Source organism: Rhizorhabdus histidinilytica (assembly GCF_900167915.1).
Classification (GTDB): domain Bacteria; phylum Pseudomonadota; class Alphaproteobacteria; order Sphingomonadales; family Sphingomonadaceae; genus Rhizorhabdus; species Rhizorhabdus histidinilytica.
Genome location: NZ_FUYM01000006.1, coordinates 310,848 through 335,134, shown reverse-complemented (window position 1 = coordinate 335,134; position 24,287 = coordinate 310,848). Strand labels below are relative to the sequence as shown.

Below are 24,287 nucleotides of genomic sequence, written 5' to 3'. Positions count from 1 at the left end.
GACGCGGTGCTGTGCGTCGGCGGCAGCTGGATCGTCCCGCCCGGCAAGCCCGACACCGCAGAGATCACACGCCGCGCCAGGGCAGCCGCGAAGCTCGCCGCCTAACCCGTCATCCCGGCGCAGGCCGGGATCTCGGGACAGAGGAGATCAGCTGGCCGCAGGAGCCGCCCGATATCCCGGCCGAGGCCGGGATGACGGGCAGCTAAGGGCCGAGGCCGCTCCGATCATTCGAATTCGAGGATCACCGCGTCGACGGCGAGGCTGTCGCCGGCCTTTGCTGCGACGGCCTTGACCGTGCCGGCCTTCTCGGCGCGCAGGATGTTCTCCATCTTCATCGCCTCGACCACCGCGAGCGGCTGCCCGGCCTCGACCTTCGCGCCCTCGGCGACATGGATCGCGGTCACCAGCCCCGGCATGGGGCAGAGCAGGAAGCGCGACATGTCGGGCGGGATCTTCTCGATCATGTGGTGCGACAGTGCCGCGACGCGCGGGGTCAGCACGCGCAGCTCGTGGCTCGCGCCGCGGGTCGTGAAGCGCCAGCCGGTGCGCTTGCGCTCGACCCGAATCGACAGCGGCTCGCCGTCGATCAGCGCCTCGACCAGCTTCTGCCCCGGCGCGTAGGGGGCGTCGACCACCACCGGGGTGCCATCGACGCTGACCGCGTCGCCGAGGATCTCGATCTGGCGCTCGACCTTGTCGAGGGTGACGACCCAGCTGGTCGAGGGATCGGCCGGGCCATTGAGCCGGCCGTCGATCTGCGCCGCGCGGGCGGCGTCGATGCTGGCGAGGACGCCCGCAACCGCAGCGAGGTGCAGGCCCAGCCTGGCGTCGGCGGCGGCCCCGGTGAAGCCTTCGGGGAATTCCTCGGCGATGAAACCGGTGGTGATGTTGCCCGAGCGGAAGCGCGGATGCTGCATCAGCGCCGACAGGAAATCCACATTATGGCCGATGCCGTCGATCTCGAACCGGTCGAGCGCGGCGATCTGCCTGTCGATCGCAGCCTCGCGGGTCTCGCCCCAGGTGATCAGCTTGGCGATCATCGGGTCGTAGAACATCGAGATCTCGGAGCCCTCATAGACGCCGTCGTCGACGCGGACATTGTCGACCTCGGCCGGCGGCCGGTAGCGGACGAGGCGGCCGGTCGACGGCAGGAAGCCGCGATAGGGGTCCTCGGCATAGACGCGGTTCTCGACCGCCCAGCCGTTGATCTTCACATCGGCCTGGGTGAAGGCGAGCTTTTCGCCATAGGCGACGCGGATCATCTGCTCGACCAGGTCGAGGCCGGTGATGCATTCGGTGACCGGATGCTCGACCTGGAGCCGGGTGTTCATCTCGAGGAAGTAGAAGCCCTGGCCGGTCGTGTCGGCGCCCGAGACGATCAGCTCGACCGTGCCGGCGCTATGATAGCCGACGGCGCGGGCGAGGGCGACGCACTGCTCGCCCATCGCCTTGCGCATCTCCGGCGACACGAAGGGCGACGGCGCCTCCTCGACCACCTTCTGGTGGCGGCGCTGGATCGAGCATTCGCGCTCGTTGAGGTAGACGATATTGCCATGCTTGTCGCCGAGCACCTGAATCTCGATGTGGCGCGGGCTTTCGATGAACTTCTCGATGAAGACGCGGTCGTCGCCGAAGCTGTTCAGCCCCTCGCGCTTGACGCTCTCGAAATTCTCGCGGACGTCCTTCTCCGAATAAGCGAGGCGCATGCCCTTGCCGCCGCCGCCGGCCGATGCCTTCATCATCACCGGATAGCCGATGTCGTTGGCGATGCGGACGGCATGGTCGGTATCGTCGATCTCGCCCACATAGCCGGGGACGACGTTGACGCCGGCCTGCTTGGCGAGCTTCTTCGATTCGATCTTGTCGCCCATCGCGGCGATCGCATTGGCCGGCGGCCCGATGAAGGCGATGTTGGCCGCGGCCAGCGCTTCGGCGAAGCTGGTCCGCTCCGACAGGAAGCCGTAGCCGGGATGGACGGCCTCGGCGCCGGTGTCCTTGCACGCCTGGATGATCTTGTCGGCGACCAGATAGCTCTCCGACGCGGGCGAGGCGCCGATATGGACGGCCTCGTCGGCCATCTCGACATGCGGCGCGCGCGCGTCGGCGTCCGAATAGACGGCGACGGTCTTGATGCCCATCCGGCGCGCGGTCTTGATCACGCGACAGGCGATCTCGCCGCGGTTGGCGATCAGGATTTTCTTGAACATCGTCGTCGTCGTTTCCCTGTATGCTATCTTTTCCGCTCATCCTGAGGAGCCGGTGAGCTTGGCGAACCGGCGTCTCGAAGGATCCTTCGAGACGGGGCTTCGCCAGGCTCAGTCCCTCCTCAGGACGAGCGGATCATGTGATCACTCCGCCGCCAGCTCGACCTTGCACTCGGCCGCCATCGGCGTGACGCCGAGCCGGGCGAACAGCGCGGCGTCCCTGTCGTCGCCGGCATTGTCGGTGGTGAGCAGCTTGTCGCCGGTGAAGATCGAATTGGCCCCGGCCATGAAGCACAGCGCCTGCGCCGCGTCGGACATGCTCTCGCGGCCCGCCGACAGGCGGACCATCGAGGCGGGCATGGTGATCCGCGCGACCGCGACGGTGCGGACGAACTCGATCTCGTCGATCTTCGCCAGCGGGGTGTCGGCGAGCATGTCGCCCAGCACCGTGCCCTTGACCGGCACCAGCGCGTTGACCGGCACGCTTTCCGGATGGACTGGCAGCGTCGCCAGCGCGTGGATGAAGCCGACCCGGTCGGCGCGCGTCTCGCCCATGCCGACGATGCCGCCGCAGCAGACGTTGATCCCCGCCTCGCGGACATGCTCGAGCGTCTCGATGCGGTCCTCGAAGGTCCGGGTGGTGATCACCTGGTCGTACCGCTCGGGTGCGGTGTCGATATTGTGGTTGTAATAGTCGAGCCCGGCATCGGCGAGCGTCCGGGCCTGGTCCTCGGTCAGCATGCCGAGGGTCATGCAGGTCTCCATCCCCATCTGGCGGACGCCCTGTACCATCTCGACGATGGCGGGCATGTCGCGGTCCTTCGGGTTGCGCCAGGCGGCGCCCATGCAGAAGCGGGTCGAGCCGGCATCCTTGGCCTGCGCGGCGGCCTGGAGCACCGCGCGCACGTCCATCAGCTTGGTCGCCTTGAGGCCTGTTTCCGCATGGACGGACTGGTTGCAATAGCCGCAATCCTCGGGGCAGCCGCCGGTCTTGATCGACAGCAGGGTCGAGAGCTGGACGGCGTTCGCCTCGTGGCTGGCGCGGTGCGCGGCCTGCGCCTGCCACAGCAGGTCGTTGAACGGCAGGTCGAACAGGGCCGCGATCTCCTCGCGCGTCCAGTCGGACCGGACGGCGGGGCGGGGATTGGCATGGGCGTTCATTCAGCGGCCTCCTCGAAGCCTTCGGGCGGTTGGTTGTGACCCAACAGCCGTAGCACTTCGGTTGCCGCATGCACCAGATTGGTGCCGGGGCCGAAAATCCCCTGCACCCCTGCGTCACGCAGGAACTGATAGTCCTGTGCCGGGATGACGCCGCCGGCGACCACCTTGATGTCACCGCGCCCGGCATCCTTGAGGTGCTGGATCAGCTCGGGGATCAGCGTCTTGTGGCCGGCGGCGAGACTGGACGCGCCGACCACGTCGACATCGGCCTTGAGCGCCAGCTCGGCGGCTTCCTTGGGGGTCTGGAACAGCGGCCCCGCCACCACTTCGAAGCCGAGGTCGCCGAACGCCGAGGAGACGAGGTTGGCGCCGCGGTCATGCCCGTCCTGGCCCATCTTGGCGACCAGCATGCGGGGCTTGCGGCCCTTGCGCCGGGTGATCGTCTCGACTCCCTCGACCAGCCCCGACCAGCGGCGGTCGTCGCCATAGGCGCCGCCATAGACCCCCCTGACCGGTGTCGGGGTGGTGCCGAAGCGGCCGAACACCGCCTCCATCGCGGCCGAAATCTCGCCCAGCGTCGCGCGGGCGCGGGCGCAGTCGACGGCGAGGGCCAGCAGGTTCGCGCCGCCCCGCGCGCCTTCCGTCAGCGCGGCGAGCGCGGCCTGGCACTTCGCCTCGTCGCGGCCGGCCTTGACCGCCTGGATGCGGCGGATCTGCGCCTCGCGCACCGCATGGTTGTCGACGTCGAGGATGTCGATCTCTTCCTCGTTGGCGAGGCGGTATTTGTTGACGCCGACGATGATCTCCTCGCCGCGGTCGATCCGCGCCGCCTTGGCCGCCGAGGCCTCCTCGATCATCGCCTTGGGCCAGCCGGCCGCCACGGCCTTCGCCATGCCGCCCTCGGCCTCGACCTTCTCGATGATCTCCCAGGCGCGGTCGACCAGCTCCTGGGTCAGGCTCTCGACATAATAGGAGCCGCCGAGCGGATCGACGACCTTGGTCATCCCGGTCTCTTCCTGGATGACGATCTGGGTGTTGCGCGCGATCCGGGCCGAGAAGTCGGTCGGCAGCGCGATCGCCTCGTCGAGCGCATTGGTGTGGAGCGACTGGGTGCCGCCCAGCATCGCCGCCATCGCCTCGATCGTGGTGCGCATGACGTTGTTGTACGGGTCCTGCTCGGTCAGCGAGACGCCCGAGGTCTGGCAATGGGTGCGGAGCATCTTCGAGCGCTCGTCCCTGGCGCCGAGCTTCGTCATCACCCGGTGCCACAGCACCCGCGCGGCGCGCAGCTTGGCGATCTCCATGAAGAAGTTCATGCCGATCGCGAAGAAGAAGCTCAGCCGGCCGGCGAACTTGTCGATGTCGAGGCCCGAGGCGACGCCGTATTTCACATATTCCATACCGTCGGCGATGGTGAAGGCCAGCTCCTGGACCTGCGTCGCCCCGGCTTCCTGCATGTGATAGCCCGAGATCGAGATCGAGTTGAACTTGGGCATGTTTTGCGACGTGAAGGCGAAGATGTCCGAGATGATCCGCATGCTCGGCTCGGGCGGGTAGATATAGGTGTTGCGGACCATGAACTCCTTGAGGATGTCGTTCTGGATGGTCCCGTCGAGCTGGGCCATCGGCACGCCCTGCTCCTCGCCGGCGACGATGAAGAAGGCGAGCACCGGGATCACCGCGCCGTTCATCGTCATCGACACCGACATCTGATCGAGCGGAATGCCGTCGAACAGGATCTTCATGTCGTCGATCGTGTCGATCGCCACGCCCGCCTTGCCGACGTCGCCGGTGACGCGTGGGTGGTCGCTGTCATAGCCGCGATGGGTCGCCAGGTCGAAGGCGACCGACAGGCCCTTCTGCCCGGCCTTGAGGTTGCGATGGTAGAAGGCGTTCGACTCCTCGGCGGTCGAGAAGCCGGCATATTGGCGGATCGTCCAGGGCCGGCCGGCGTACATCGACGCCCGCACGCCGCGCGTGAACGGCGCGAATCCGGGCAGGCCAGGGTCGATGCCGGCCACGTCCGCGGCGGTGTAGAGCGGCTTGACCGCGATCCCCTCGGGCGTGTTCCAGGTCAGGTCCTTGCCCTTGACCTCCTTGGCGGCGGCGGCCTCCCAGCGGGCCAGATCGGGCTTGTCGTCGCTCATCGCTGCTTCCTTCCGAACCTCAGGGGCGCCGTCAGTGGCTGACGCCGGGTCGCGGGGTTTCCATGATCTCGGTCAGCACCCCGCCCATGTCGCGCGGGTGGACGAAGAAGATCAGCGTGCCGTGCGCGCCGATGCGCGGCTCGCCCAGCACGCGCGCGCCCTTGCCCTCGAACCAGGCCTTGGCGGCGTGGATATCGGGCACTTCATAGCAGATATGGTGCTGGCCGCCGTCCGGATTCTTGGCGAGGAAGCCGGCGATCGGGGAGGATTCGCCGAGCGGCTCGATCAGCTCGATCTGGCTGTTCGGCGTGTCGACGAAGCAGACCTTCACGCCCTGCGCGGGCAGGTCGAACGGCTCGCGGATCACCTCGGCGCCCATCACGTCGCGGTAGAAGGCGATGCTCTTCTCGATCGACGGGGTGGCGACCCCGACATGGTTGAGCCGGCCGAGCTTCATGCGCAGCGCTCCACCACCATGGCGATGCCCTGGCCGCCGCCGATGCACATGGTGATCAGGCCGTAGCGGCCGCCGATGCGCTCCAGCTCATAGACGGTCTTGACCGTCAGGATCGCGCCGGTCGCGCCGACCGGATGGCCGAGCGCGACGCCCGACCCGTTCGGGTTGACCTTGTCGGGATCGAAGCCGAGCTCCTGCGCCACCGCGCAGGCCTGCGCGGCGAACGCCTCGTTCGCCTCGATCACGTCGATATCGGCCAGGGTCAGGCCCGCGCGCTCCAGCGCGATCGGCACCGCCTTGATCGGGCCGACGCCCATGTAGAGCGGCTCGACCCCGGCATGGCCCCAGCTCAGGATCTTCGCGAGCGGCTTCAGCCCCTTGGCGTCGACCGCCTTCTTGGTCGCCAGCACGACCATCGCCGCGCCGTCGTTGATGCCGCTGGCATTGGCGGCGGTGACGGTGCCGTCCTTCTTGAAGACGGGACGGAGCTTGGCCAGCTCCTCGGCCGAGACGTCGCTACGGACATGCTCGTCGGTGTCGAACGCGACGACACCCTTGCGGGTCTTCACCTCGACCGGGACGATCTGATCCTTGAAGCGGCCCTCGGCGATCGCCCTGGCGGCGCGCTGGTGGCCCTGCAGCGCCAGCGCGTCCTGCGCCTCGCGGGTGATCTGGTAGCGTTCGGCGACATTCTCGGCGGTGATGCCCATATGGACCTTGTCGAACGGATCGCTCAGCGCCTCGATCAGGCCGTCGGTCATCTCGACATTGCCCATCTTGGTGCCCCAGCGCGCGCCCTTCACGACATGGGGGACGCGGCTCATCACCTCGGCGCCTCCGGCGAGGACGATGTCCGACTCGCCCAGCACCATCGCCTTGGCGCCGGTGACGATCGCCTCGACGCCCGAACCGCACAGCCGGTTGAGGGTCAGCGCCGGGGTCTCGATCGGCACGCCGGCGTTCACGCCGACCATGCGCGCCAGATAGGCATCGCGCGGCTCGGTCGGCATCACCTGGCCCATCACCACATTCTGCACGTCGCCGGGTTCGAGTCCGGCGCGCTCCAGCGCGGCCTTGGCGACGATCACGCCGAGCTCGGCGGGGGGAACGTCCTTCAGCGCGCCGCCGAAATCGGCGATCGCGGTCCGCGCGGCGCCGACGATGTAGATGTCTTGGATCTGGGCCATGAAAGGGTTCCTGCTGCTGGGGTCCGCGCTTCTCTGCTCAGAGCGGAATGTTGTCGTGCTTCTTCCAGGGATTCTCGAGGCTCTTGTTGCGCAGCTTGCGCAGGCCGAGCGCGATCCGCCGACGGGTCGAATGCGGCATGATCACCTCGTCGATGAAGCCCTTCGACGCCGCCACGAACGGGTTGGCGAAGCGGTCCTCATATTCCTTGGTCCGCTGGGCGATCTTCTCGGCGTCGCCGATGTCCTTGCGGAAGATGATCTCGACCGCGCCCTTGGCCCCCATCACCGCGATCTCGGCGGTCGGCCAGGCATAGTTGAGGTCGCCGCGCAGATGCTTCGACGCCATCACGTCATAGGCGCCGCCATAGGCCTTGCGGGTGATGACGGTGATCTTCGGAACGGTCGCCTCGCCATAGGCGAACAGCAGCTTGGCGCCATGCTTGATGATGCCGTTATGCTCCTGCGCGGTGCCGGGCAGGAAGCCGGGCACGTCGACGAAGGTGACGATCGGGATGTCGAACGCATCGCAGAAGCGAACGAAGCGCGCCGCCTTCTTCGACGAGTTGATGTCGAGGCAGCCCGCCAGCACCATCGGCTGGTTGGCGACGATGCCGACCGGACGGCCTTCGATCCGGCCGAAGCCGATCACGATGTTGCCGGCATGGTTCGGCTGGACCTCGAAGAAGTCGCCTTCGTCGACGACCTTCGCGATCAGTTCCTTCATGTCGTAGGGCTTGGTCGCGCTGTCGGGGATCAGCGTGTCGAGGCTCGGCTCGGTGCGGTCCCAGGGATCGTCGGTCGGCCGCTCGGGCAGGTCGTGCCGGTTCGACAGCGGCAGGAAGTCGACGAATTCGCGCACCGACAGCAGCGCTTCGATGTCGTTGTCGAAGGCGTTGTCGGCGACCGAGGTCTTGGTGGTGTGGGTGACGGCGCCGCCCAGCTCCTCCTGCGTCACCACCTCGTTGGTGACGGTCTTGACCACATCGGGACCGGTGACGAACATGAACGAGCTGTCCTTCACCATGAAGATGAAGTCGGTCATCGCCGGCGAATAGACCGCGCCGCCCGCGCAAGGCCCCATGATCACGCTGATCTGCGGGATGACGCCCGACGCCAGGATGTTGCGCTGGAACACTTCGGCATAGCCGCCCAGGGAGGCGACGCCCTCCTGGATGCGGGCGCCGCCCGAATCGTTGAGGCCGATCACCGGCGCGCCGACCTTCATCGCCATGTCCATGATCTTGCAGATCTTCTGCGCGTGGCGTTCGCTGAGCGCACCGCCATAGACCGTGAAGTCCTGGCTGAAGACGAAGACGAGGCGGCCATTGACCGTGCCCGATCCGGTGACGACGCCGTCGCCGGGGATATGCTCGGCTTCCATGCCGAAATCGGTGCAGTTGTGCTCGACATACATGTCGAGCTCCTCGAAGCTGTCGGGATCGAGCAGCACCTCGATGCGCTCGCGGGCGGTCAGCTTGCCCTTGCGGTGCTGCGCCTCGATGCGCTTCTCGCCGCCGCCGAGCCGCGCCGCCGCGCGCTTCTCCTCGAGCTTCTGCAGGATCGCCAGCATAGGACCATAGGCTCCTTGGGATATTTGATCCGGCCCCCTTTTCAAGCTTTGCGCGATAAGGCAAATGTGAACTTGCGGACTTGCGAAGTCCCTATTTGCAAAATTGACGCTCGGAGGGACGGAGGCCATGGCACGACGCACCGGAACGCGCCTCTTCGCGGGGCACGAGCTGCGCGCGCTGCGGCAGCGGGTCGGGCTTGGCCAGGCGGCGATGGCGGCGCGCGTCGGGCTGTCGGTCTCCTATCTGTCGCAGCTCGAGAATGACGACCGGCCGATCACCCCGGCGGTGGGGGAGGCGTTCGCCAAGGCCTTCCCGATCGACTGGAACCGCGACACCGCCGGCGACGCCGAGCGGCGGCTGGCGACGCTGCGCGAGGCGTTCGCCGATCCGCTGTTCGCAACCGCCGAGGTCGGGCCGCAGATGCTCCACCGCATGGTCGAGCAGCAACCGGTCTTCGCCGATCAGTTCGTGCGTCTCCACGATGCCTGGCGCCGGGCCGAGGAACGGCTCCAGCTCGTCGACGACCGGATCGCCAGCGGCGTCCCCGGCGACGACCGGCTGCCATGGGAGGAGGTGCGCGACTGGTTCCATGAGGAGGGCAATTATGTCGACCCGATCGATCGTGCCGCCGAGGCGCTGGCCGACGATCTCGACGCCGAGCCGCTGCCCGAGGCGCTGATCGCGCATGCGCTCAAGCATCGCCACGGGGTCGACATCGTCACCGCGGCCGACGACGGCGGCGGCATGTTGCGCCGCTTCGACCGGGCGCGGGGGCTGCTGACGATCGGATCGGCGCAGCCCCCCGAGACGCGCCGCTTCATGATGGCGCACCAGCTCGTCCAGCTCGAACTCGACCGCGAGATCGCCTCGGTCGCCGCGGAGGCGCGGTTCCGCGCGGCGGAGGCTTTCCCGCTGCTCTCGGTCGGCCTCGCCAACTATGCGGCGGGGGCGCTGCTGATGCCCTATCGCCGCTTCCGCGACACCGCGCGCGGGTTGCGCCACGACATCGACCGGCTGTGCCAGCGCTTCGGGGTAAGCTTCGAGCAGGCGTGCCACCGGCTGTCGACGCTCCAGCGCCCGGCCGAGCGCGGTATCCCCTTCTTCTTCTGCCGGGTCGACATGGCCGGCAACATCACCAAGCGTCATTCGGCGACCCGGCTGCAATTCGCCCGCTTCGGCGGCGCCTGCCCGCTGTGGATCGTGCACGAGGCGGTGGCGATCCCCGACCGCATCCTCGTCCAGCTCGCCGAGATGCCGGACGGGGTGCGCTACGTCCAGATGGCGAAGGGGCTGGTCAAGCCGTCGGGCAGTTTCACCCGCGCGCCACGCCGCTTCGCCGTCGCGCTCGGCTGCGAGGTCGAGCATGCCCGCGACTTCATCTATGCCGATGCGCTCGATCTCGGCAATCCGGGGGCGGTCACGCCGATCGGCATCTCGTGCCGGCTGTGCCCGCGCGAGCATTGCGACCAGCGCGCCTTCCCGCCGGCCGGCCGGCCGATCGAGGTCGACGCCGACCGGCGCGACGTGGTGCCCTACCGGATGAGCTGAGAAAATCCTTGCCCGGGCGGGGGGCGGGGGGTGTAGGCTGTCCCGGCAACAGGGGAGAGGAAGACAGGGCATGCGACCCATCACCCGCGCGATTGTCACCGCGACCGCCCTGTCGGGCTCGCTCGATCTGCTCAGTGCTTTCGCGTTCAGCGCGGTCAAGGGCGTCGGGCCGCTCCGGGTGCTGCAGGGCGTCGCTGCGGGTCCGTTCGGCGATCCGATGCTCCAGGGGGCGAGCGTACCGGTCGCGTTGGCCGGGCTGATCGTCCATTATGCGCTGATGACGGTGATGGTGACCGTCTTCATGATCGCGGCGAGCCTGCTGCCCTTCATCCTGCGGCGGCCGCTGCTGTGGGGCACGCTCTACGGGCTCGGCCTCTATCTGGTGATGTACTGGATCGTCCTGCCGCTGCGCTGGCCCGAACTGTTCCCGCGCACCGGCGCCTGGGACGTCGGCAACGCGCTCTTCTCCCACCTGGTCTGCGTCGGCCTGCCTATGGGATGGGTGGCTGATCGGGTGCTGCGGAAAGAGGCGTAGGTCCCGGCTCTTCGCTCGCCAACTTTCCTCGTCATTCCGGCGGAGGCCGGAATCTCGGGAGAGTTGGTGGCGCTCCTCTCCTGAGGCCCCGGCCTCCGCCGGGGGGCCGATCCTCGGTTACCCCGCCACCGGCAGCCTGATCGCGCCGTCCTCGTCGCGCTCCAGCGGGCCGTAGGCGACCACGCTGTCCAGCGTCAGCACCGCATAGAGGTGCGGGAACAGCGCACCGCCGCGCGACGGTTCCCAGCGCAGCGCGTCGCCGAACGCGGACAGGTCGACGGCGGCGACGAACAACCCCTCCTTGCCGGCGAAATGCTTCGCGACCGTCTCGTCCAGCTGGGCCGCGGTCGACAGGTGGATATAGCCGTCGGCCAAGTCGACCGGTGCGCCGGCGAAACGGCCGTCGGCTTCGAGCCGGGCCATCTCGTCGGCGAGCAGAACCTTGTAGGCGATCGGGTCGGCCATGGCGGGTCGTTCCGTCCTCAGAAGCTCGGGACCGGGGTCTCGCCCGAATAGTCGTAGAAGCCCTTGCCGGTCTTGCGGCCGAGCCAGCCGGCCTCGACCAGCTTCGACAGGATCGGGGCGGGGCGATATTTGGGATCGCCGAAATCGGACTGCAGCACGCGGAGCACCTCCATCAGCGTGTCGAGGCCGATCATGTCGGCCAGCGTCAGCGGGCCCATCGGATGGCCGAGGCCCAGCTTCACGCCGGCATCGATGTCGGGGATCGAGGCGAGCCTCTCGCCCACCGCGAAGAAAGCTTCGTTGAGCAGCGGCAGCAGGATGCGGTTGACGACGAAGCCGGGGCTGTCGGCGGCGAGGATCGTCGTCTTGCCGGTGCGGCGGCCGAATTCCTCGGCGGCTTCGACCGCCTCCGGGCTGGTGGCGAGGCCCTTGATCAGTTCGAGCAGCGGCATCAGCGGCACCGGGTTGAAGAAGTGCATGCCGATGAAGCGCGCCGGATCGGTCGACGCCTGGGCGAGCCGGGTGATCGAGATCGACGAGGTGTTGGTGGCGAGGATCGCGTGGGGGGCGAGCACCTTGCCGATATTCTCGAAGATCGTGCGCTTGATCGCCTCCCGCTCGGTCGCGGCCTCGATGATCAGGTCGGCGGCGCGCATCGCGGACAGGTCGCCGATCGGCTCGATCAGGTCGACGGCGGCGTCGCGCTTGCCGGCGTCGAGCTTGCCGCGCTCGACCGCCTTGTCGAGCAGCTTGACGATCCCGGCCTTGCCCTTGGCGGCGACCTCGACCGACACGTCCGACAGCAGCACCTTCAACCCCGCCTGGGCTGCGATCTGCGCGATCCCCGCGCCCATCTGCCCCGCCCCGACGACTCCGATGATGTCCATGCTGTTCCCTCCGACTCTCTTCGGGGCCGCCTGTTATCGGGCGGCGGGCGCGGCCGCAATCTCCGCGTCCCATTCGGCGGCGACGTCCGAATCCTTTTCGTCGGCGCGGCGGGTCGCCCGCTCGGTGGCGAAACCGGCCGGATCGAGCCGGCCGAGGGCCCAGACCGCAGCGCCGCGCACCACCGGCGCAGGATCGTCGAGCAGCGCCATGATCGGTGGCAGCAGCCTCGCCAGCCCGCTGTTGCCGGCGGCGATCAGCGCGTTGCGCAGCATCCGGTCGCGCCCGATCCGCTTGATCGGCGATCCCGCGAACACCGCGCGGAAGCCGGCGTCGTCGAGGCCGAGCAGGTCCTCCAGCTCGGGCGCGGCGAGTTCGGCGCGCGCGGCGAAGGCGCGGTTGGCGGCGGCGGCCTCGGCGAATTTGTTCCATGGGCAGACCGCCAGGCAATCGTCGCAGCCATAGATGCGATTGCCGATCGGCGCGCGGAATTCGGCCGGGATCGGCCCCTTATGCTCGATCGTCAGATAGGAGATGCAGCGCCGCGCATCGACGACATAGGGGCGCGGGAAGGCGTCGGTGGGGCAGGCCGCCTGGCAGGCGGAGCAGCTTCCGCAGCGATCGTCGTGCGGATCGTCGGGGGGCAGCTCGAGGCTGGTCATGATCGCGCCGAGGAACAGCCAGCTGCCATGCTCGCGCGAAACGAGATTGCTGTGCTTGCCCTGCCAGCCGATCCCGGCCGCCGCCGACAGCGGCTTTTCCATCACCGGCGCGGTGTCGACGAACACCTTGAGTGCGCCCCCCGCCCGATCGACCAGCCAGCGGGCGAGATGCTTGAGCGCCTTCTTGACGACGTCATGATAGTCGGTGCCCTGCGCATAGACCGAGATGCGGCCGATGCCGGGTGCATCCGCCAGCCGCATCGGGTCCTCGCGCGGGGCGTAGCTCATGCCGAGCATGATCAGGCTGCGCGCCTCGGGCCACAGCCCCTGGGGCCGGGCGCGCTCGCCCTTACGCGCTTCCATCCACTCCATCGACCCGTGCGCGCCCGTCGCCAGCCACGCATCGAGCCGGGCCGCGCTCTCGGGCGCGGCGTCGGCGCGCGCGAAGCCGCAGGCGGTGAAGCCCAGCTTCAACGCCTCGTCCCGGATCGCCTCGCGCAGGGAGATGGGGTCGTCGGTCATTTCCGGTGAATCTAGAAGGGTCGCGGCCAAAACCCAATGTTTCGTCATGCCGGCTCTCGCTGGCGATGTTCTCCTCCGTAACCAGGGCCAAGGTTGCCGCGTATCTTCTCCGTCCCCACATTGCAGTGAAAGGAGCAGGGTGATGACGGTCGATCGACGCACATTGCTGGGCGCGGGGATGGCGGCCGCGGTCACGGCGATCATCGCCGGCCGGGCCTTCTCGGCGCCGAAGCGGGCCTATGCCTTCACGCTGAGCGACGCCGAATGGCGCAAGCGGCTGAGCCCGCTCGCCTATGCCGTGCTCCGCGAGGAAGCGACCGAGCGCGCCTTCACCAGCCCGCTCAACAAGGAGCATCGTGCCGGCACCTTCCTGTGCGCGGGCTGCGTGCTGCCGCTGTTCAGCTCGGCCACCAAGTTCGACAGCGGTACCGGCTGGCCCAGCTTCTGGCGGCCGCTGCCGCGCGCGGTCGACACCAGCACCGACTATAAGATCGGCGTGCCACGCACCGCGGTGAGCTGCCACCGCTGTGGCGGCCATCTCGGCCATGTCTTCGACGACGGCCCGCCGCCGACCGGCCAGCGCTATTGCATGAACGGCGCGGCGCTGACGTTCGTGGCGAAGGGCTGAGGCTCTCTCACCTCCTCCCGTCATTCCAGCGAAAGCGGGAATCTCCCTTCCTTATGTCCTTCTCGCCGCAGCGGAAAAGGCAGGGAAGATCCCGGCTTCCGCCGGGATGACGATCCAAATATCGGATGACGGGGAGGCAAAGAAAAAGCCCGGCCTCCCCATGGGAAGCCGGGCCTTTCGTTCGCCGAAGCGCCCCGCTCAGCCGAGCGGGGTGAGGTTCACCGCCGCGTACTTGCCGCGACGATCGACCTCCAGCTCGAACTCGAGCCGGTCGCCTTCGTTGAGGTTGGTCATGCCGGCGCGTTCGACCGCCGAGATGTGCACAAAGGCATCGGGCTGTCCGTCGTCGCGCTGGATGAAGCCGAAGCCCTTCATCGCGTTGAAGAACTTGACCGTGCCGCTCGCCTTCTCGCCGGTGAGCTGACGGGCCGGGCCGCCGGCCGCAGGACGCGGACCGCGATCCTCGACCGGGAGCGGTTCGCCCTCGATCTTGAGATCGGTTGCCGAGACGCGGCCGCCGCGATCGACGAGCGTGAACTCCAGCGGCTGGCCTTCGGCGAGGCCGGTGAGGCCCGCCTGCTCGACCGCCGAGATGTGCACGAACACGTCCTCGCCGCCATCGTCACGGACGATGAAGCCGAAGCCCTTCTGCCCGTTGAAGAATTTGACGACGCCCTTGCCTTCGCCAATCACCTGGGCGGGCATGCCGCCGCGACCGCCGCCGCCGCCGAAGCCGCCACCGCCGCCACGGAAACCGCCGCCGCCGCCGCCACCGCCGAAGCGATCGCCGCCGCCGCCATAACCGCCGCCACCGCCGAAGCGATCGCCGCCACCGCCGTAACCGCCGCCGCCGCCGAAGCGGTCACCGCCGAAACCGCCACCACCATAGCCGCCGTAACTTTCGTCACCGAAGCCGTCGCGCTTGTCCCTGCCGCCGCCGCGCGGACCGCGCTTCCCTCTATCGAAACCCATGCCTTGCAGTTCTTCCCGAATCTCGCCCCATGCATCGAAAGGACGGGGCACCGGGCGTGGGTCCATCATCCTTCCGGCGCGCAAAAATCAGACGCGCCAAACAAAAGACATAAAGCAAATATTCCCGGTGAGCGAGCGGTTTAATGGTGCTGTACCGGCCCTGAACGCGTCGATCGGGTGGAATCGACCGCCGGAATGAGCATGTAACCGTATTTTCTGACGGCTTCGGTGCTCCGCAGCGCCCCGATTCGCGTTTAGCGTCGGCAAATCCGCTTCCGAGTCGCGGCCGGTCGAATCCGTACCGGGACACGGCCGGATCCTTCCCCAAGCAAAGCCCATCAAGGACATCATGCCCGACATCGCCGCCATCTTCGCCGATCCCGCCAATTGGGCCGCGCTCGCCGCGCTGGTGACGATGGAGGTGGTGCTGGGCATCGACAACCTGATCTTCATCTCGATCCTCACCAACCGCCTGCCCGAGGCGCAGCGCCCCCGCGCGCGGATGATCGGCATCGGTCTCGCGCTCGGCCTCCGTCTCGTGCTGCTCAGCCTGATCGCCTTCATCGTCACGTTGACCCGTCCGATCATGGAGCTGTTCGGCCAGCCGCTGTCGTGGCGCGACATCATCCTGATCGCGGGCGGACTGTTCCTCGTCTGGAAGGCGACCAAGGAGATCCACCACAATGTCGACCAGGACGACGAGGGAGAGTTGTTCGACGCGAAGCGCGCCGGACTCGGCTTCGGCGCGGCGATCGTCCAGATCATCCTGCTCGACCTGGTCTTCTCGATCGATTCGATCATCACCGCGGTCGGCATGACCGACCATGTCCCGATCATGTTCGTCGCGGTGATCGCGGCGGTCGCGGCGATGATGACCGCGGCGGGCCCGCTGTCGCGCTTCATCGAGCGCAACCCGACGATCGTGATGCTGGCGCTCGCCTTCCTGTTCATGATCGGCATGACGCTGATCGCCGAGGGCTTCGGCGTCCATGTGCCGAAGGGCTATATCTACGCCGCCATGGCCTTCTCCGCGGCGGTCGAGGCGCTCAACATGATCCAGCGCAACGCCCGACGGCGGAAGGCCGGGTGAGTCGGTAGACCCGGTCTCCCGGATCGGGCTTATGGATTGCCCTCGGCCCGGCCGGGCTTTATGGCGGCGCGATGACAGTCCATCTCCATCAGGAAGACCTGCCCGCCGACGCGCTCGGCCCCGGCCCGGTCGCGGTCGACACCGAGACGATGGGGCTGATCACCCCGCGCGACCGGCTCTGCCTCGTTCAGATCTCCGACGGGCGCGGCGACGAGCATCTGGTCCGCTTCGCGCCCGGCAGCGACTATGCCGCGCCGAACCTGCGCGCGGTGCTCGCCGATCCGGCCCGGCTCAAGCTCTACCATTTCGCGCGTTTCGACCTCGCGGCGATCAGGCATTATATCGGGGTGATGGCCGCGCCGGTCTATTGCACCAAGACCGCGTCGCGGCTGGTCCGCACCTATACCGACCGCCACGGCCTCAAGGAGCTGGTGCGCGAGCTGCTCGGCCAGGAGGTGTCGAAGCAGCAGCAGTCGTCCGACTGGGGCGCGCCCGACCTGACCGACGCGCAGAAGGACTATGCCGCCTCGGACGTCCGCTACCTCCATGCGATGCGGACGATCCTCGACGAGCGGCTGGCGCGCGAGGGACGGACCGCGCTGGCCCAGGCCTGTTTCGACTTCCTGCCTGCCCGCGCCGAGCTCGACCTCGCCGGCTGGCCGGAGATCGACATCTTCGCGCATGTTTGATGTCGTGCGACATGGTCCGCTATAGCGGACCCGGCACCGGCCCGCGCACCCACCCGACCGCCCATAGGATATCATGTCCGGGCGGTCGGGTGGCGGCGCGGGCTGGTGCCGACTGCCGGAGGCCCTGAACAGAATGTCCGAACTCGCCGACCGCGTCCGCAGCGAGCGCCAGCTCTGGGCCGCCAGCGGCAGCAGCCACGACCGGGTGATCGCGATCCTGCGGATCCTGCTGCCGGTCGCGATCGGCGTGCTGGTCGTGCTGCTCGCGCTCGCGCCGCTGACGGTCGGCCGCGACATCAGCTTCGTCCTGTCGAAGGACCGGGTCGAGGTGGCGCGCGAGCGGATGCGGGTGACCACCGCCACCTATCGCGGCCAGGATTCGAAGGGCCAGCCCTTCCAGCTCACTGCCGGCTCGGCGGTGCAGGCGACCTCGCGCGACCCGGTGGTGCGGCTCCAGCAGCTCGCCGCCGAGATCCAGCTTCCCGAAGGGCCGGCGAAGATCGTCGCCGGGCACGGCCGCTACGACATGGACAGCGAGAAGGTGGCGATCGACGGACCGGTCCATCTGCGCTCGGCCGACGGCTACAATATCGAGACGCGCGACGTCGGCATCGATCTCAAGACCCGCCAGGTTGCGAGCCAGGGCCCGGTCGACGGCCGGATGAACATCGGCACCTTCTCGGGCGACCGCTTCACCGCCGATCTCAACAAGCGGATCGTCGTGCTGGAAGGCCGAGCCCGCTTGCATATCGATCAGCGACAGGCCAAGGCAGCGCCCAAGCCCCAGGCCGGGGCGAGAGTCGGCGCGAAGGTCGGAGGTCAGCGGTGATGGGGCGTGCGGTGCTGGCGAAATCGCTGCTGATCTCGGTGCTGGCCGGAACGGCCGCGCTGGCCGGCGCGCAGACCGTCAACGCGCTGAAGCAGCATGATTCGAACGCGCCGGTGGATTTCGCCGCCGACCGGATCGAGCTGCAGGACCGCGCCGACCGCGCGGTGCTGACCGGCAATGTCGACGTCAAGCAGGGCGACATGCGGCTGCGCGCGGCCAGGCTGACGATCGCCTATACCTCGGCCGCCCAGACCGAGGTGACGCGGATGGACGCGTCGGGCGGAGTCGTGCTGACCACCTCGACCGAGAATGCCCGCTCGCAATATGCGATCTACGACCTGCGCACCCGGCTGGTGACGATGATCGGCAACGTCGTCATCGTCCGTGCCGGCAAGGGCGAGACGCGCGGCAACCGCCTGGTCCTCAACCTCAACAGCGGCGCGGCGTCGCTCGAGGGCGGCGGGGCGGGCGGCCGCGTCACCGGGCGTTTCACGCCGCCGCCGCGCAAGACCGGCAACTGAGTTCCGGGCCGCCGCGCGGCCCGGCCGCAGCGGATCGTCTCATTTCGGCAACTCGCCGCCCCCAAAAAGGCCATGCACGAAGCTTGCCAGTTTCCATGGGCGGCGGCTTTCGCTAACTAGCGCCGGATAATATCGACTGCGGGAAACGCCCAGCCATGAACGACACCGCCACGCTCGAACGCCCCGCCGGTCCCGACGGCACCGGTGCCGTGCGCGGCCTTTCGGTCGTGTCGATCGCCAAGACCTACGACAAGCGGCAGGTGCTGACCGATATCTCGCTCGACGTCGCGCGCGGGGAGGTGGTCGGCCTGCTCGGCCCGAACGGCGCGGGCAAGACGACCTGCTTCTATTCGGTGATGGGGCTGGTCAAGCCCGACGCCGGGCGCATCCTGCTCGACGGCGATGACATCACCACCCTGCCGATGTACCGCCGCGCGATCCTCGGCCTCGGTTATCTGCCGCAGGAAACCTCGATCTTCCGCGGCCTGACCGTCAGCCAGAACATCATGGCGGTGCTCGAGCTGGTGGAACCCGACAAGGCGCAGCGCGTCCAGCGGCTCGATTCGCTGCTCGGCGAGTTCCACCTCAGCCATTTGCGCGATTCGGCCGCCATGGCACTGTCGGGCGGCGAGCGTCGCCGCTGCGAGATCGCCCGCGCACTGGCCGCCGACCCGTCGATCATGCTGCTCGACGAGCCGTTCGCCGGCATCGATCCGATCTCGATCTCCGACATCCGCGAGCTGGTCCGCGATCTCAAGCGCCGCGACATCGGCGTGCTGATCACCGACCATAATGTCCGCGAGACGCTCGACATCGTCGACCGCGCCTGCATCATCTACGACGGCAAGGTGCTGTTCCAGGGCAGCCCCGCCGCGCTGGTCGCGGACCCGAACGTCCGCCGCCTCTATCTGGGCGAGGGCTTCTCGCTCTGAGCGCGATGCGGCGCTTCCCCACCTCGGCCCTGTAGCCATGGCGCTCGGTCCCCGCCTCGACCTTCGGCAGAGCCAGTCGCTGGTGATGACGCCGCAGCTCCAGCAGGCGATCAAGCTGCTGGCGCTGTCCAATCTCGAGGTCGAGGCGTTCATCGCCGAGGAGATCGAGAAGAACCCGCTGCTCGAGGCCGGCGGCGGCGAGGCGGGCGAGCGTGACGAGGCGCCCGGTGCCGACGAGGTCTTCGATGGAGACGGGTTTGACGGAGACGGCATCCGCAGCGACGGCTTCGACGAGGATGGCCCGACCGCCGACCGGCTGGTCGAGGCCGGCGACGCACTCGCCGACGCGCCGCTCGACGTGGATTATACGGCCGAGACCTTCCACCATGACAGCGCCGCCGACAGTCCGCGCGGGATGGACGGCAGCCTGGGGATGGACGGTGTCGCGGGCGGCGGCGTCGACGAGGGGCGCGGGCTCGACGATTATGCGACGGCGACGCTCTCGCTCCACGATCATCTGACGGCGCAGGCAGGCGAACTGCTCGACGGGTTCGAACTGGCGATCGCCGCGCGGATCATCGACCTGATCGACGAGGCCGGTTATTTCGAGGGCCAGACCTTCGAGATCGCCCAGGCGCTCGACGTGCCGCTGTTCCATGTCGAGCGGGTGCTGGGGGTGATCCAGACGCTCGATCCGACCGGGGTCGGCGCACGCTCGCTGGCCGAATGCATCGCACTCCAGGCGAAAGAGGCCGATCGCTACGATCCGGCGATGGCCAAGCTGATCGACAATCTCGACCTGCTCGCGCGCGGCGCGATCCCGCAGCTCCGCCGACTCTGTGGAGTCGACGAGGAGGACATGGCGGACATGATCCGCGAGCTCCGCGACTATGATCCGAAGCCGGGCCTGCGCTTCGGCGGCGAGCCGCCCGCGCCGGTCACCCCCGACATCTTCGTCCGCCGCACCGGCGGCGGCTGGGCGATCGAGCTCAATGCGGCGACGCTGCCGCGGCTGATCGTCAACCGGGCCTATTATGCCGAGCTGTCGGGCGGGCCGCAGGACAAGGGCAGCAAGGCGTGGCTCGGCGAATGCCTCGCCTCGGCCAACTGGCTGGTCAAGGCGCTCGACCAGCGCGCGCGGACGATCGTCAAGGTCGCGCGCGAGATCGTCAAGCAGCAGGAGGCCTTCTTCCTCCACGGTGTCGAGCATCTCCGCCCGCTGACGCTGAAGGCGGTGGCCGACGCCATCGGCATGCACGAATCGACGATCAGCCGGGTCACCTCGAACAAATATCTGATGTGCGAGCGCGGGCTGCACGAGCTCAAATATTTCTTCACCAGCGGGGTCGCGGCGGCCGACGGCGGTGACGCGGTCTCGGCCGAGGCGGTGAAGAGCCAGATCGCCAAGCTGATCGCCGCCGAGGGCGACGACATATTGTCGGACGACAAGCTGGTGGAGCTGCTCAAGGACAAGGGCTTCGACCTCGCCCGCCGCACCGTCGCCAAATATCGCGAGGCGATCGGCCTTGGATCGTCGGTCCAGCGCCGCCGCCAACGCGCGATGAAGGCGGCGTAGCGCTCTTCATCCCCCTTTTCAGGGGAGGGAGATCAGGTGTCGCACGGCGCCGCCGGCAGCGCGCGCGCCTCGCCCTTCAGCGGCAGGCTCGCCGAGACGCCGTTGGTGAAGCCGATGTCGAGCCGGTCCCCCGCGCGGATCGCGCGCCACAGCGCACCGAAGGCGGCGGCATTGGCGTGGTCGCGGGTGGCGATCATCCCGTCGCCGTCGGCATGCATGACCACGGTGCGGTCGCCGGAACGGAAGCCGACGTCGCTGCCGGGCGGCGCACCGGCACCGGCGATCGCGACCTGGATGGCGGGGGAGCCGTCGGCAGGGCAGGCGATCAGCACATGGCTGCCGCGCCGGCCGAGGTCGCCGACCAGGTAACGTGCAACGTCGGCTTCGGCCGACCAGCGGGTCGGCAGCGCCATGATCGGCGCCGACAAGATGAATGCCCCACCGATCGCCCAAGCTGCCTTCATCGGATCGCTCCCGCGGTACGGTCCGGTCGAAACGCGCGGAGGAGGCGAAAAGGTTCCTCGGCTCGTCGTCAGTTCGGCAGCAACAGTCCCGCCAGGGCGGCCGACATCAGATTGGCGAGGCTGCCCGCGATCAGCGCCTTGATGCCGAGCCGGGCGATCACCGGGCGCTGATTGGGAGCGAGGCTGCCCGCAGACGCCATCTGGATCGCGATCGAGGAGAAGTTGGCGAAGCCGCACAGCGCGAAGGTGGTGACCGCCAGGCTGTGCGCGTCGAGCGTCGCCTTGATCTGGCCCAGGTGGATATAGGCGACGAATTCGTTGAGGACGATCTTCTCGCCGAACAGGCCGCCCGCCACCTGCGCCTGTTCCCACGGGATGCCGAGCAGGTACATCACCGGCGCGAAGACGAAGCCGAGCAATTGCTGGAAGCTCAACGCCGGATAGCCGAACCAGCCGCCTGCGACGCCGAGCAGCCCGTTGGCGAGCGCGACCAGCGCGACGAAGGACAGCACCATCGCGCCGACCGCGACCGCGATCCGCACGCCGGTCTGGGCGCCCTGCGACGCCGCCATGATGATGTTGGCGGGGCGTTCCTCCGCCTCGTGCGCCTCGGCAAGGACGATCGCCTCCTCGGCGGGATCGTCGCCGAGCGGCAGCTCGCCCTCGGGGACGCGGGGGTCGGGCATGATGATCTTGGCCATCAGCAGCCCGCCCGGCGCCGCCATGAAGCTGGCGGCGAGCAGCAGGTCGATGCTGATCCCCATCGCCGCATAGGCGGCGAGGATGGTGCCCGCGACCCCGGCCATGCCGGTGGTCATCACCGCGAACATCTGGTGCGGGGCGAGGCCGGCCAGATAGGGACGGATGACCAGCGGCGATTCGCTCTGCCCGACGAAGATGTTGGCGGCGGCGCACAGCGATTCGACCTTGGAGACGCCGGTCACCTTCTCGATCGCGCCGCCGACCCAGCGGATCACCGCCTGCATGATGCCGAGATAATAGAGGATCGAGACCAGCGAGGCGAAGAAGATGATCACCGGCAGCGCGGCGAGCGCGAAGCTGGTGCCGCCGATCTCGGGCTTGACCAGCGATCCGAACAGGAAGTCGGTACCCGACTGGGCATAGCCGAGCAGGCTCGACACGCCCGCCGACAGTCCGGCGAGCACCGTCCGGCCCCAGGGCACGTAGAGCACCAGCACGGCGATCGCGGCCTGCAGGGCGAACGCCGCGCCGACGACGCGCGGGCGGATCGCGCGGCGGTCCGACGACAGCGCCACCGCCACCAGCAGGATCAGCGCGATGCCGGCCAGGCCGGTCAGCCATTTGGTCATGAAAGAGAGGTTCCCCGCCCGCCCGAAAGCGCCACCATGGCGCGGCGCCCGGCGCGGTCAAGCGCTCTTTCGCTCCTGCAATAAAGCCGGTAGCAGGCGTCCATGGACGCCTCTCCGCCTTCGACCCCGGCCAGCGTGCCTGCGCGCTCGCTCTTCATCCTCTCGATCTTCTACGGCGGCATGGTCTGCATCGCCGGCGTGCTGGGGGTGAAGCAGGTGGCGCTGGGGCCGCTCGCGGTGGAGGCGGGGATCTTCGCCTTCCTGCTGCTGGTGGTGATGGCGAGCGCGGTGGCCGAGCTGCACGGCCGCGCCGCCGCCGACGCGTTGGTGCGCTGGGGCTTCCTGCCGTTGATCGCCTCGGCGCTGCTGATCCGGCTGGTGCTCGCGCTGCCGACCGACCCCGGCATGTACCCGCCGGCGGTCGAGGCCTTCCCGATCGTGGTGGGACAGGGCGCGCGGATGATGATCGCCGGGCTGATCTCCTACGGCCTCTCGCAGACGCTCAACGTGCTGATCTTCGACAAGCTCAAGGGCGGCGGCGTCGGCCGCTTCGTCTGGCTGCGCGGCATGATCGCCAGCATCGTCAGCCAGATCGCCGACACCGTCATGTTCATCACCATCAGCTTCTACGGCGAGCGCGAGATCCTCGGCCTGATGGGCGGGCAGATGGTGACCAAGGTGGTGCTGTCGGTGATCCTTGTGCCGCCGCTGATCACCCTGTTCGTCGCCTGGGGCAGGAGGGCTGACGCGCGGGGGTGAGCAGAGGCGTGAACGCGCTACTTTATCCCGGGGCCCGGCTCCGCTAAGGGGCCGCCATGTCGACCGATCACAGCCCCGATCCGCTCCTTCTCACCAAGGCCGAGACGCTCGTCGAGGCGCTGCCCTATATGCAGCGCTATGCGGGCGAGACCTTCGTCGTCAAATATGGCGGCCATGCCATGGGCGATCCGGAGGCGGCGCGCGACTTCGCCGAGGACATCGTCCTGCTCAAGGCGGTCGGGATCAATCCGGTGGTCGTCCATGGCGGCGGGCCGCAGATCGGCAAGATGCTCAAGACGCTCGGCGTGGAGAGCAGCTTCGTCGACGGCCTGCGCGTCACCGACGCGGAGACGGCGCGGGTCGCCGAGATGGTGCTGTGCGGGTCGATCAACAAGGAGATCGTCTCGTGGATCGCCCAGGCGGGCGGCCGTGCGGTCGGCCTGTCGGGCAAGGACGGCCGGATGGTCGTCGCCGAGAAGGTCCGCCGCACCCAGCGCGATCCCGACAGCAATATCGAGAAGGCGGTCGACCTCGGCTTCGTCGGCGAGCCCGCCGACATCGACCGGCGGGTGATCGACACCATCTCCAAGGCGGGGATGATCCCGGTGGTCGCGCCGATCGCGATCGGCGAGGACGGCCACACCTACAACGTCAACGCCGACACCATGGCGGGCGCGATCGCGATCGCGCTGGGCGCGGCGCGGCTGTTCCTGCTGACCGATGTCGCCGGCGTGCTCGACAAGGAAAAGAAGTTGATCCGCGACCTGACCCCGCGCCAGATCACGGCGCTGCGCGAGGACGGGACGATCCAGGGCGGGATGATCCCGAAGCTGGAGACCTGCGTCCATGCGGTCGAGGGCGGGGTCGACGCCGCCGTCATCCTCGACGGCCGGGTGCCGCACGCGATGCTGATCGAAGCCTTCACCCGCCGCGGCGCGGGCACGCTGATCGGAATGGGGTGAATCCCCGAAAGCTCTCCCTCCCCTTCAGGGGAGGGAGGTAAGTTCTGCGAGGTCGGGATTGCCCCCCGGCAATCCCTGAAACATGCTGGGGGCATGTTTCACCTCGCTGAAGGGTACGCAACCAAGGGGGCCGATCCCCCTTGGCGGAGTTCTGCGCTGTAGCCGGGGAGGCTCGCTACCGCTCGCCACC

Annotated in this window: 23 protein-coding genes; 11 read left to right on the top strand and 12 right to left on the bottom strand. The window is 68.3% G+C overall.

What is annotated here, in order from left to right:
- Nucleotides 1–224: 224 nt before the first annotated feature.
- The 6 genes from B5X82_RS15605 to B5X82_RS15580 all read right to left on the bottom strand — a co-directional run bounded on the left by B5X82_RS15605 (nucleotide 225) and on the right by B5X82_RS15580 (nucleotide 8,726).
- Entirely contained in the window at nucleotides 225–2,207 is a 1,983-nt protein-coding gene (locus tag B5X82_RS15605; protein ID WP_079649074.1) for an acetyl-CoA carboxylase biotin carboxylase subunit, read from the bottom strand.
- 141 nt (nucleotides 2,208–2,348) lie between these two features.
- A complete protein-coding gene (bioB, locus tag B5X82_RS15600) occupies nucleotides 2,349–3,365 on the bottom strand; it encodes a biotin synthase BioB (RefSeq protein WP_079649073.1) in 1,017 nt (338 codons plus the stop codon).
- A complete protein-coding gene (scpA, locus tag B5X82_RS15595) occupies nucleotides 3,362–5,512 on the bottom strand; it encodes a methylmalonyl-CoA mutase (protein ID WP_079649072.1) in 2,151 nt (716 codons plus the stop codon). The genes bioB and scpA overlap by 4 nt, the downstream gene beginning before the upstream one ends.
- Nucleotides 5,513–5,543: 31 nt before the next feature.
- A complete protein-coding gene (gene mce / locus B5X82_RS15590) occupies nucleotides 5,544–5,969 on the bottom strand; it encodes a methylmalonyl-CoA epimerase (RefSeq protein ID WP_079649071.1) in 426 nt (141 codons plus the stop codon).
- The gene (gene bktB, locus B5X82_RS15585; protein WP_079649069.1) at nucleotides 5,966–7,156 is read right to left on the bottom strand and encodes a beta-ketothiolase BktB; all 1,191 of its coding nucleotides are present in this window, start codon (nucleotides 7,154–7,156) and stop codon (nucleotides 5,966–5,968) included. Before bktB ends, mce begins: the two co-directional genes overlap by 4 nt.
- A gap of 37 nt (nucleotides 7,157–7,193) precedes the next feature.
- Nucleotides 7,194–8,726 (bottom strand): acyl-CoA carboxylase subunit beta, encoded by a 1,533-nt coding sequence (locus tag B5X82_RS15580; RefSeq protein WP_079649068.1) that lies wholly within the window; start codon nucleotides 8,724–8,726, stop codon nucleotides 7,194–7,196.
- Nucleotides 8,727–8,853: 127 nt separating this feature from the next.
- Here B5X82_RS15580 and B5X82_RS15575 point away from each other — a divergent pair, with 127 nt between their 5' ends.
- A complete protein-coding gene (locus B5X82_RS15575) occupies nucleotides 8,854–10,275 on the top strand; it encodes a helix-turn-helix domain-containing protein (protein ID WP_079649066.1) in 1,422 nt (473 codons plus the stop codon).
- Nucleotides 10,276–10,345: 70 nt separating this feature from the next.
- The gene (locus B5X82_RS15570) at nucleotides 10,346–10,810 is read left to right on the top strand and encodes a hypothetical protein (protein ID WP_079649065.1); all 465 of its coding nucleotides are present in this window, start codon (nucleotides 10,346–10,348) and stop codon (nucleotides 10,808–10,810) included.
- Nucleotides 10,811–10,927: 117 nt separating this feature from the next.
- On the opposite strand, the gene B5X82_RS15565 is transcribed toward B5X82_RS15570, so the two are convergent.
- The 3 genes from B5X82_RS15565 to queG are packed head-to-tail and all read right to left on the bottom strand — an operon-like array spanning nucleotide 10,928 to nucleotide 13,344.
- Nucleotides 10,928–11,275: a DUF952 domain-containing protein gene (locus B5X82_RS15565; RefSeq protein WP_079649063.1), complete on the bottom strand. Its 348-nt coding sequence runs from the start codon at nucleotides 11,273–11,275 to the stop codon at nucleotides 10,928–10,930.
- A 17-nt stretch (nucleotides 11,276–11,292) separates the two neighbouring features.
- Complete coding sequence (locus B5X82_RS15560; protein WP_079649062.1) at nucleotides 11,293–12,162, bottom strand: 3-hydroxyacyl-CoA dehydrogenase family protein; 870 nt, start codon at nucleotides 12,160–12,162, stop codon at nucleotides 11,293–11,295.
- 33 nt (nucleotides 12,163–12,195) lie between these two features.
- Nucleotides 12,196–13,344, bottom strand: coding sequence for a tRNA epoxyqueuosine(34) reductase QueG (gene queG, locus B5X82_RS15555; RefSeq protein ID WP_079649061.1), 1,149 nt, complete (start codon nucleotides 13,342–13,344; stop codon nucleotides 12,196–12,198).
- A gap of 142 nt (nucleotides 13,345–13,486) precedes the next feature.
- Between queG and msrB the strand changes: the two genes are divergently transcribed.
- The gene (gene msrB, locus B5X82_RS15550; RefSeq protein WP_079649060.1) at nucleotides 13,487–13,972 is read left to right on the top strand and encodes a peptide-methionine (R)-S-oxide reductase MsrB; all 486 of its coding nucleotides are present in this window, start codon (nucleotides 13,487–13,489) and stop codon (nucleotides 13,970–13,972) included.
- A gap of 198 nt (nucleotides 13,973–14,170) precedes the next feature.
- On the opposite strand, the gene B5X82_RS27305 is transcribed toward msrB, so the two are convergent.
- Nucleotides 14,171–14,944, bottom strand: coding sequence for a cold-shock protein (locus B5X82_RS27305; RefSeq protein ID WP_079649059.1), 774 nt, complete (start codon nucleotides 14,942–14,944; stop codon nucleotides 14,171–14,173).
- Between the two features lie 349 nt (nucleotides 14,945–15,293).
- Here B5X82_RS27305 and B5X82_RS15540 point away from each other — a divergent pair, with 349 nt between their 5' ends.
- The 6 genes from B5X82_RS15540 (at nucleotide 15,294) to rpoN (ending at nucleotide 20,581) form a co-directional block, all read left to right on the top strand.
- Nucleotides 15,294–16,034 carry a TerC family protein gene (locus B5X82_RS15540; RefSeq protein ID WP_079649058.1) on the top strand — a complete coding sequence of 247 codons (741 nt, stop codon included), beginning with the start codon at nucleotides 15,294–15,296 and terminating at the stop codon, nucleotides 16,032–16,034.
- A gap of 71 nt (nucleotides 16,035–16,105) precedes the next feature.
- A complete protein-coding gene (locus B5X82_RS15535; protein ID WP_079649057.1) occupies nucleotides 16,106–16,723 on the top strand; it encodes a ribonuclease D in 618 nt (205 codons plus the stop codon).
- A 133-nt stretch (nucleotides 16,724–16,856) separates the two neighbouring features.
- The gene (gene lptC / locus B5X82_RS15530) at nucleotides 16,857–17,552 is read left to right on the top strand and encodes an LPS export ABC transporter periplasmic protein LptC (protein WP_079649056.1); all 696 of its coding nucleotides are present in this window, start codon (nucleotides 16,857–16,859) and stop codon (nucleotides 17,550–17,552) included.
- On the top strand, nucleotides 17,552–18,073 hold the full coding sequence (locus B5X82_RS15525; protein WP_079649055.1) for an LptA/OstA family protein: 522 nt from the start codon (nucleotides 17,552–17,554) through the stop codon (nucleotides 18,071–18,073). Before lptC ends, B5X82_RS15525 begins: the two co-directional genes overlap by 1 nt.
- 155 nt (nucleotides 18,074–18,228) lie before the next feature.
- On the top strand, nucleotides 18,229–19,005 hold the full coding sequence (gene lptB, locus B5X82_RS15520; protein WP_079649054.1) for an LPS export ABC transporter ATP-binding protein: 777 nt from the start codon (nucleotides 18,229–18,231) through the stop codon (nucleotides 19,003–19,005).
- Nucleotides 19,006–19,042: 37 nt separating this feature from the next.
- Nucleotides 19,043–20,581, top strand: a complete 1,539-nt coding sequence (rpoN, locus tag B5X82_RS15515; protein WP_079649053.1) for an RNA polymerase factor sigma-54 — start codon at nucleotides 19,043–19,045, stop codon at nucleotides 20,579–20,581.
- A gap of 32 nt (nucleotides 20,582–20,613) precedes the next feature.
- On the opposite strand, the gene B5X82_RS15510 is transcribed toward rpoN, so the two are convergent.
- Both B5X82_RS15510 and B5X82_RS15505 read right to left on the bottom strand, forming a co-directional pair.
- The gene (locus tag B5X82_RS15510) at nucleotides 20,614–21,045 is read right to left on the bottom strand and encodes a hypothetical protein (protein WP_079649052.1); all 432 of its coding nucleotides are present in this window, start codon (nucleotides 21,043–21,045) and stop codon (nucleotides 20,614–20,616) included.
- Between the two features lie 68 nt (nucleotides 21,046–21,113).
- Nucleotides 21,114–22,376, bottom strand: a complete 1,263-nt coding sequence (locus B5X82_RS15505) for a NupC/NupG family nucleoside CNT transporter (protein ID WP_079649051.1) — start codon at nucleotides 22,374–22,376, stop codon at nucleotides 21,114–21,116.
- A 102-nt stretch (nucleotides 22,377–22,478) separates the two neighbouring features.
- Between B5X82_RS15505 and B5X82_RS15500 the strand changes: the two genes are divergently transcribed.
- A complete protein-coding gene (locus B5X82_RS15500; protein WP_079649050.1) occupies nucleotides 22,479–23,135 on the top strand; it encodes a queuosine precursor transporter in 657 nt (218 codons plus the stop codon).
- 56 nt (nucleotides 23,136–23,191) lie between these two features.
- Nucleotides 23,192–24,097 (top strand): acetylglutamate kinase, encoded by a 906-nt coding sequence (argB, locus tag B5X82_RS15495; RefSeq protein ID WP_079649049.1) that lies wholly within the window; start codon nucleotides 23,192–23,194, stop codon nucleotides 24,095–24,097.
- Nucleotides 24,098–24,287: the final 190 nt, after the last annotated feature.

Excerpts from the sequence above, each read along its gene's own strand:
- B5X82_RS15605 (WP_079649074.1), bottom strand. The coding sequence starts at position 2,207 with ATGTTCAAGAAAATCCTGATCGCCAACCGCGGCGAGATCGCCTGTCGC.
- bioB (WP_079649073.1), bottom strand. The coding sequence starts at position 3,365 with ATGAACGCCCATGCCAATCCCCGCCCCGCCGTCCGGTCCGACTGGACG.
- scpA (WP_079649072.1), bottom strand. The coding sequence starts at position 5,512 with ATGAGCGACGACAAGCCCGATCTGGCCCGCTGGGAGGCCGCCGCCGCC.
- mce (WP_079649071.1), bottom strand. The coding sequence starts at position 5,969 with ATGAAGCTCGGCCGGCTCAACCATGTCGGGGTCGCCACCCCGTCGATC.
- bktB (WP_079649069.1), bottom strand. The coding sequence starts at position 7,156 with ATGGCCCAGATCCAAGACATCTACATCGTCGGCGCCGCGCGGACCGCG.
- B5X82_RS15580 (WP_079649068.1), bottom strand. The coding sequence starts at position 8,726 with ATGCTGGCGATCCTGCAGAAGCTCGAGGAGAAGCGCGCGGCGGCGCGG.
- B5X82_RS15575 (WP_079649066.1), top strand. The coding sequence starts at position 8,854 with ATGGCACGACGCACCGGAACGCGCCTCTTCGCGGGGCACGAGCTGCGC.
- B5X82_RS15570 (WP_079649065.1), top strand. The coding sequence starts at position 10,346 with ATGCGACCCATCACCCGCGCGATTGTCACCGCGACCGCCCTGTCGGGC.
- B5X82_RS15565 (WP_079649063.1), bottom strand. The coding sequence starts at position 11,275 with ATGGCCGACCCGATCGCCTACAAGGTTCTGCTCGCCGACGAGATGGCC.
- B5X82_RS15560 (WP_079649062.1), bottom strand. The coding sequence starts at position 12,162 with ATGGACATCATCGGAGTCGTCGGGGCGGGGCAGATGGGCGCGGGGATC.
- queG (WP_079649061.1), bottom strand. The coding sequence starts at position 13,344 with ATGACCGACGACCCCATCTCCCTGCGCGAGGCGATCCGGGACGAGGCG.
- msrB (WP_079649060.1), top strand. The coding sequence starts at position 13,487 with ATGACGGTCGATCGACGCACATTGCTGGGCGCGGGGATGGCGGCCGCG.
- B5X82_RS27305 (WP_079649059.1), bottom strand. The coding sequence starts at position 14,944 with ATGGGTTTCGATAGAGGGAAGCGCGGTCCGCGCGGCGGCGGCAGGGAC.
- B5X82_RS15540 (WP_079649058.1), top strand. The coding sequence starts at position 15,294 with ATGCCCGACATCGCCGCCATCTTCGCCGATCCCGCCAATTGGGCCGCG.
- B5X82_RS15535 (WP_079649057.1), top strand. The coding sequence starts at position 16,106 with ATGACAGTCCATCTCCATCAGGAAGACCTGCCCGCCGACGCGCTCGGC.
- lptC (WP_079649056.1), top strand. The coding sequence starts at position 16,857 with ATGTCCGAACTCGCCGACCGCGTCCGCAGCGAGCGCCAGCTCTGGGCC.
- B5X82_RS15525 (WP_079649055.1), top strand. The coding sequence starts at position 17,552 with ATGGGGCGTGCGGTGCTGGCGAAATCGCTGCTGATCTCGGTGCTGGCC.
- lptB (WP_079649054.1), top strand. The coding sequence starts at position 18,229 with ATGAACGACACCGCCACGCTCGAACGCCCCGCCGGTCCCGACGGCACC.
- rpoN (WP_079649053.1), top strand. The coding sequence starts at position 19,043 with ATGGCGCTCGGTCCCCGCCTCGACCTTCGGCAGAGCCAGTCGCTGGTG.
- B5X82_RS15510 (WP_079649052.1), bottom strand. The coding sequence starts at position 21,045 with ATGAAGGCAGCTTGGGCGATCGGTGGGGCATTCATCTTGTCGGCGCCG.
- B5X82_RS15505 (WP_079649051.1), bottom strand. The coding sequence starts at position 22,376 with ATGACCAAATGGCTGACCGGCCTGGCCGGCATCGCGCTGATCCTGCTG.
- B5X82_RS15500 (WP_079649050.1), top strand. The coding sequence starts at position 22,479 with ATGGACGCCTCTCCGCCTTCGACCCCGGCCAGCGTGCCTGCGCGCTCG.
- argB (WP_079649049.1), top strand. The coding sequence starts at position 23,192 with ATGTCGACCGATCACAGCCCCGATCCGCTCCTTCTCACCAAGGCCGAG.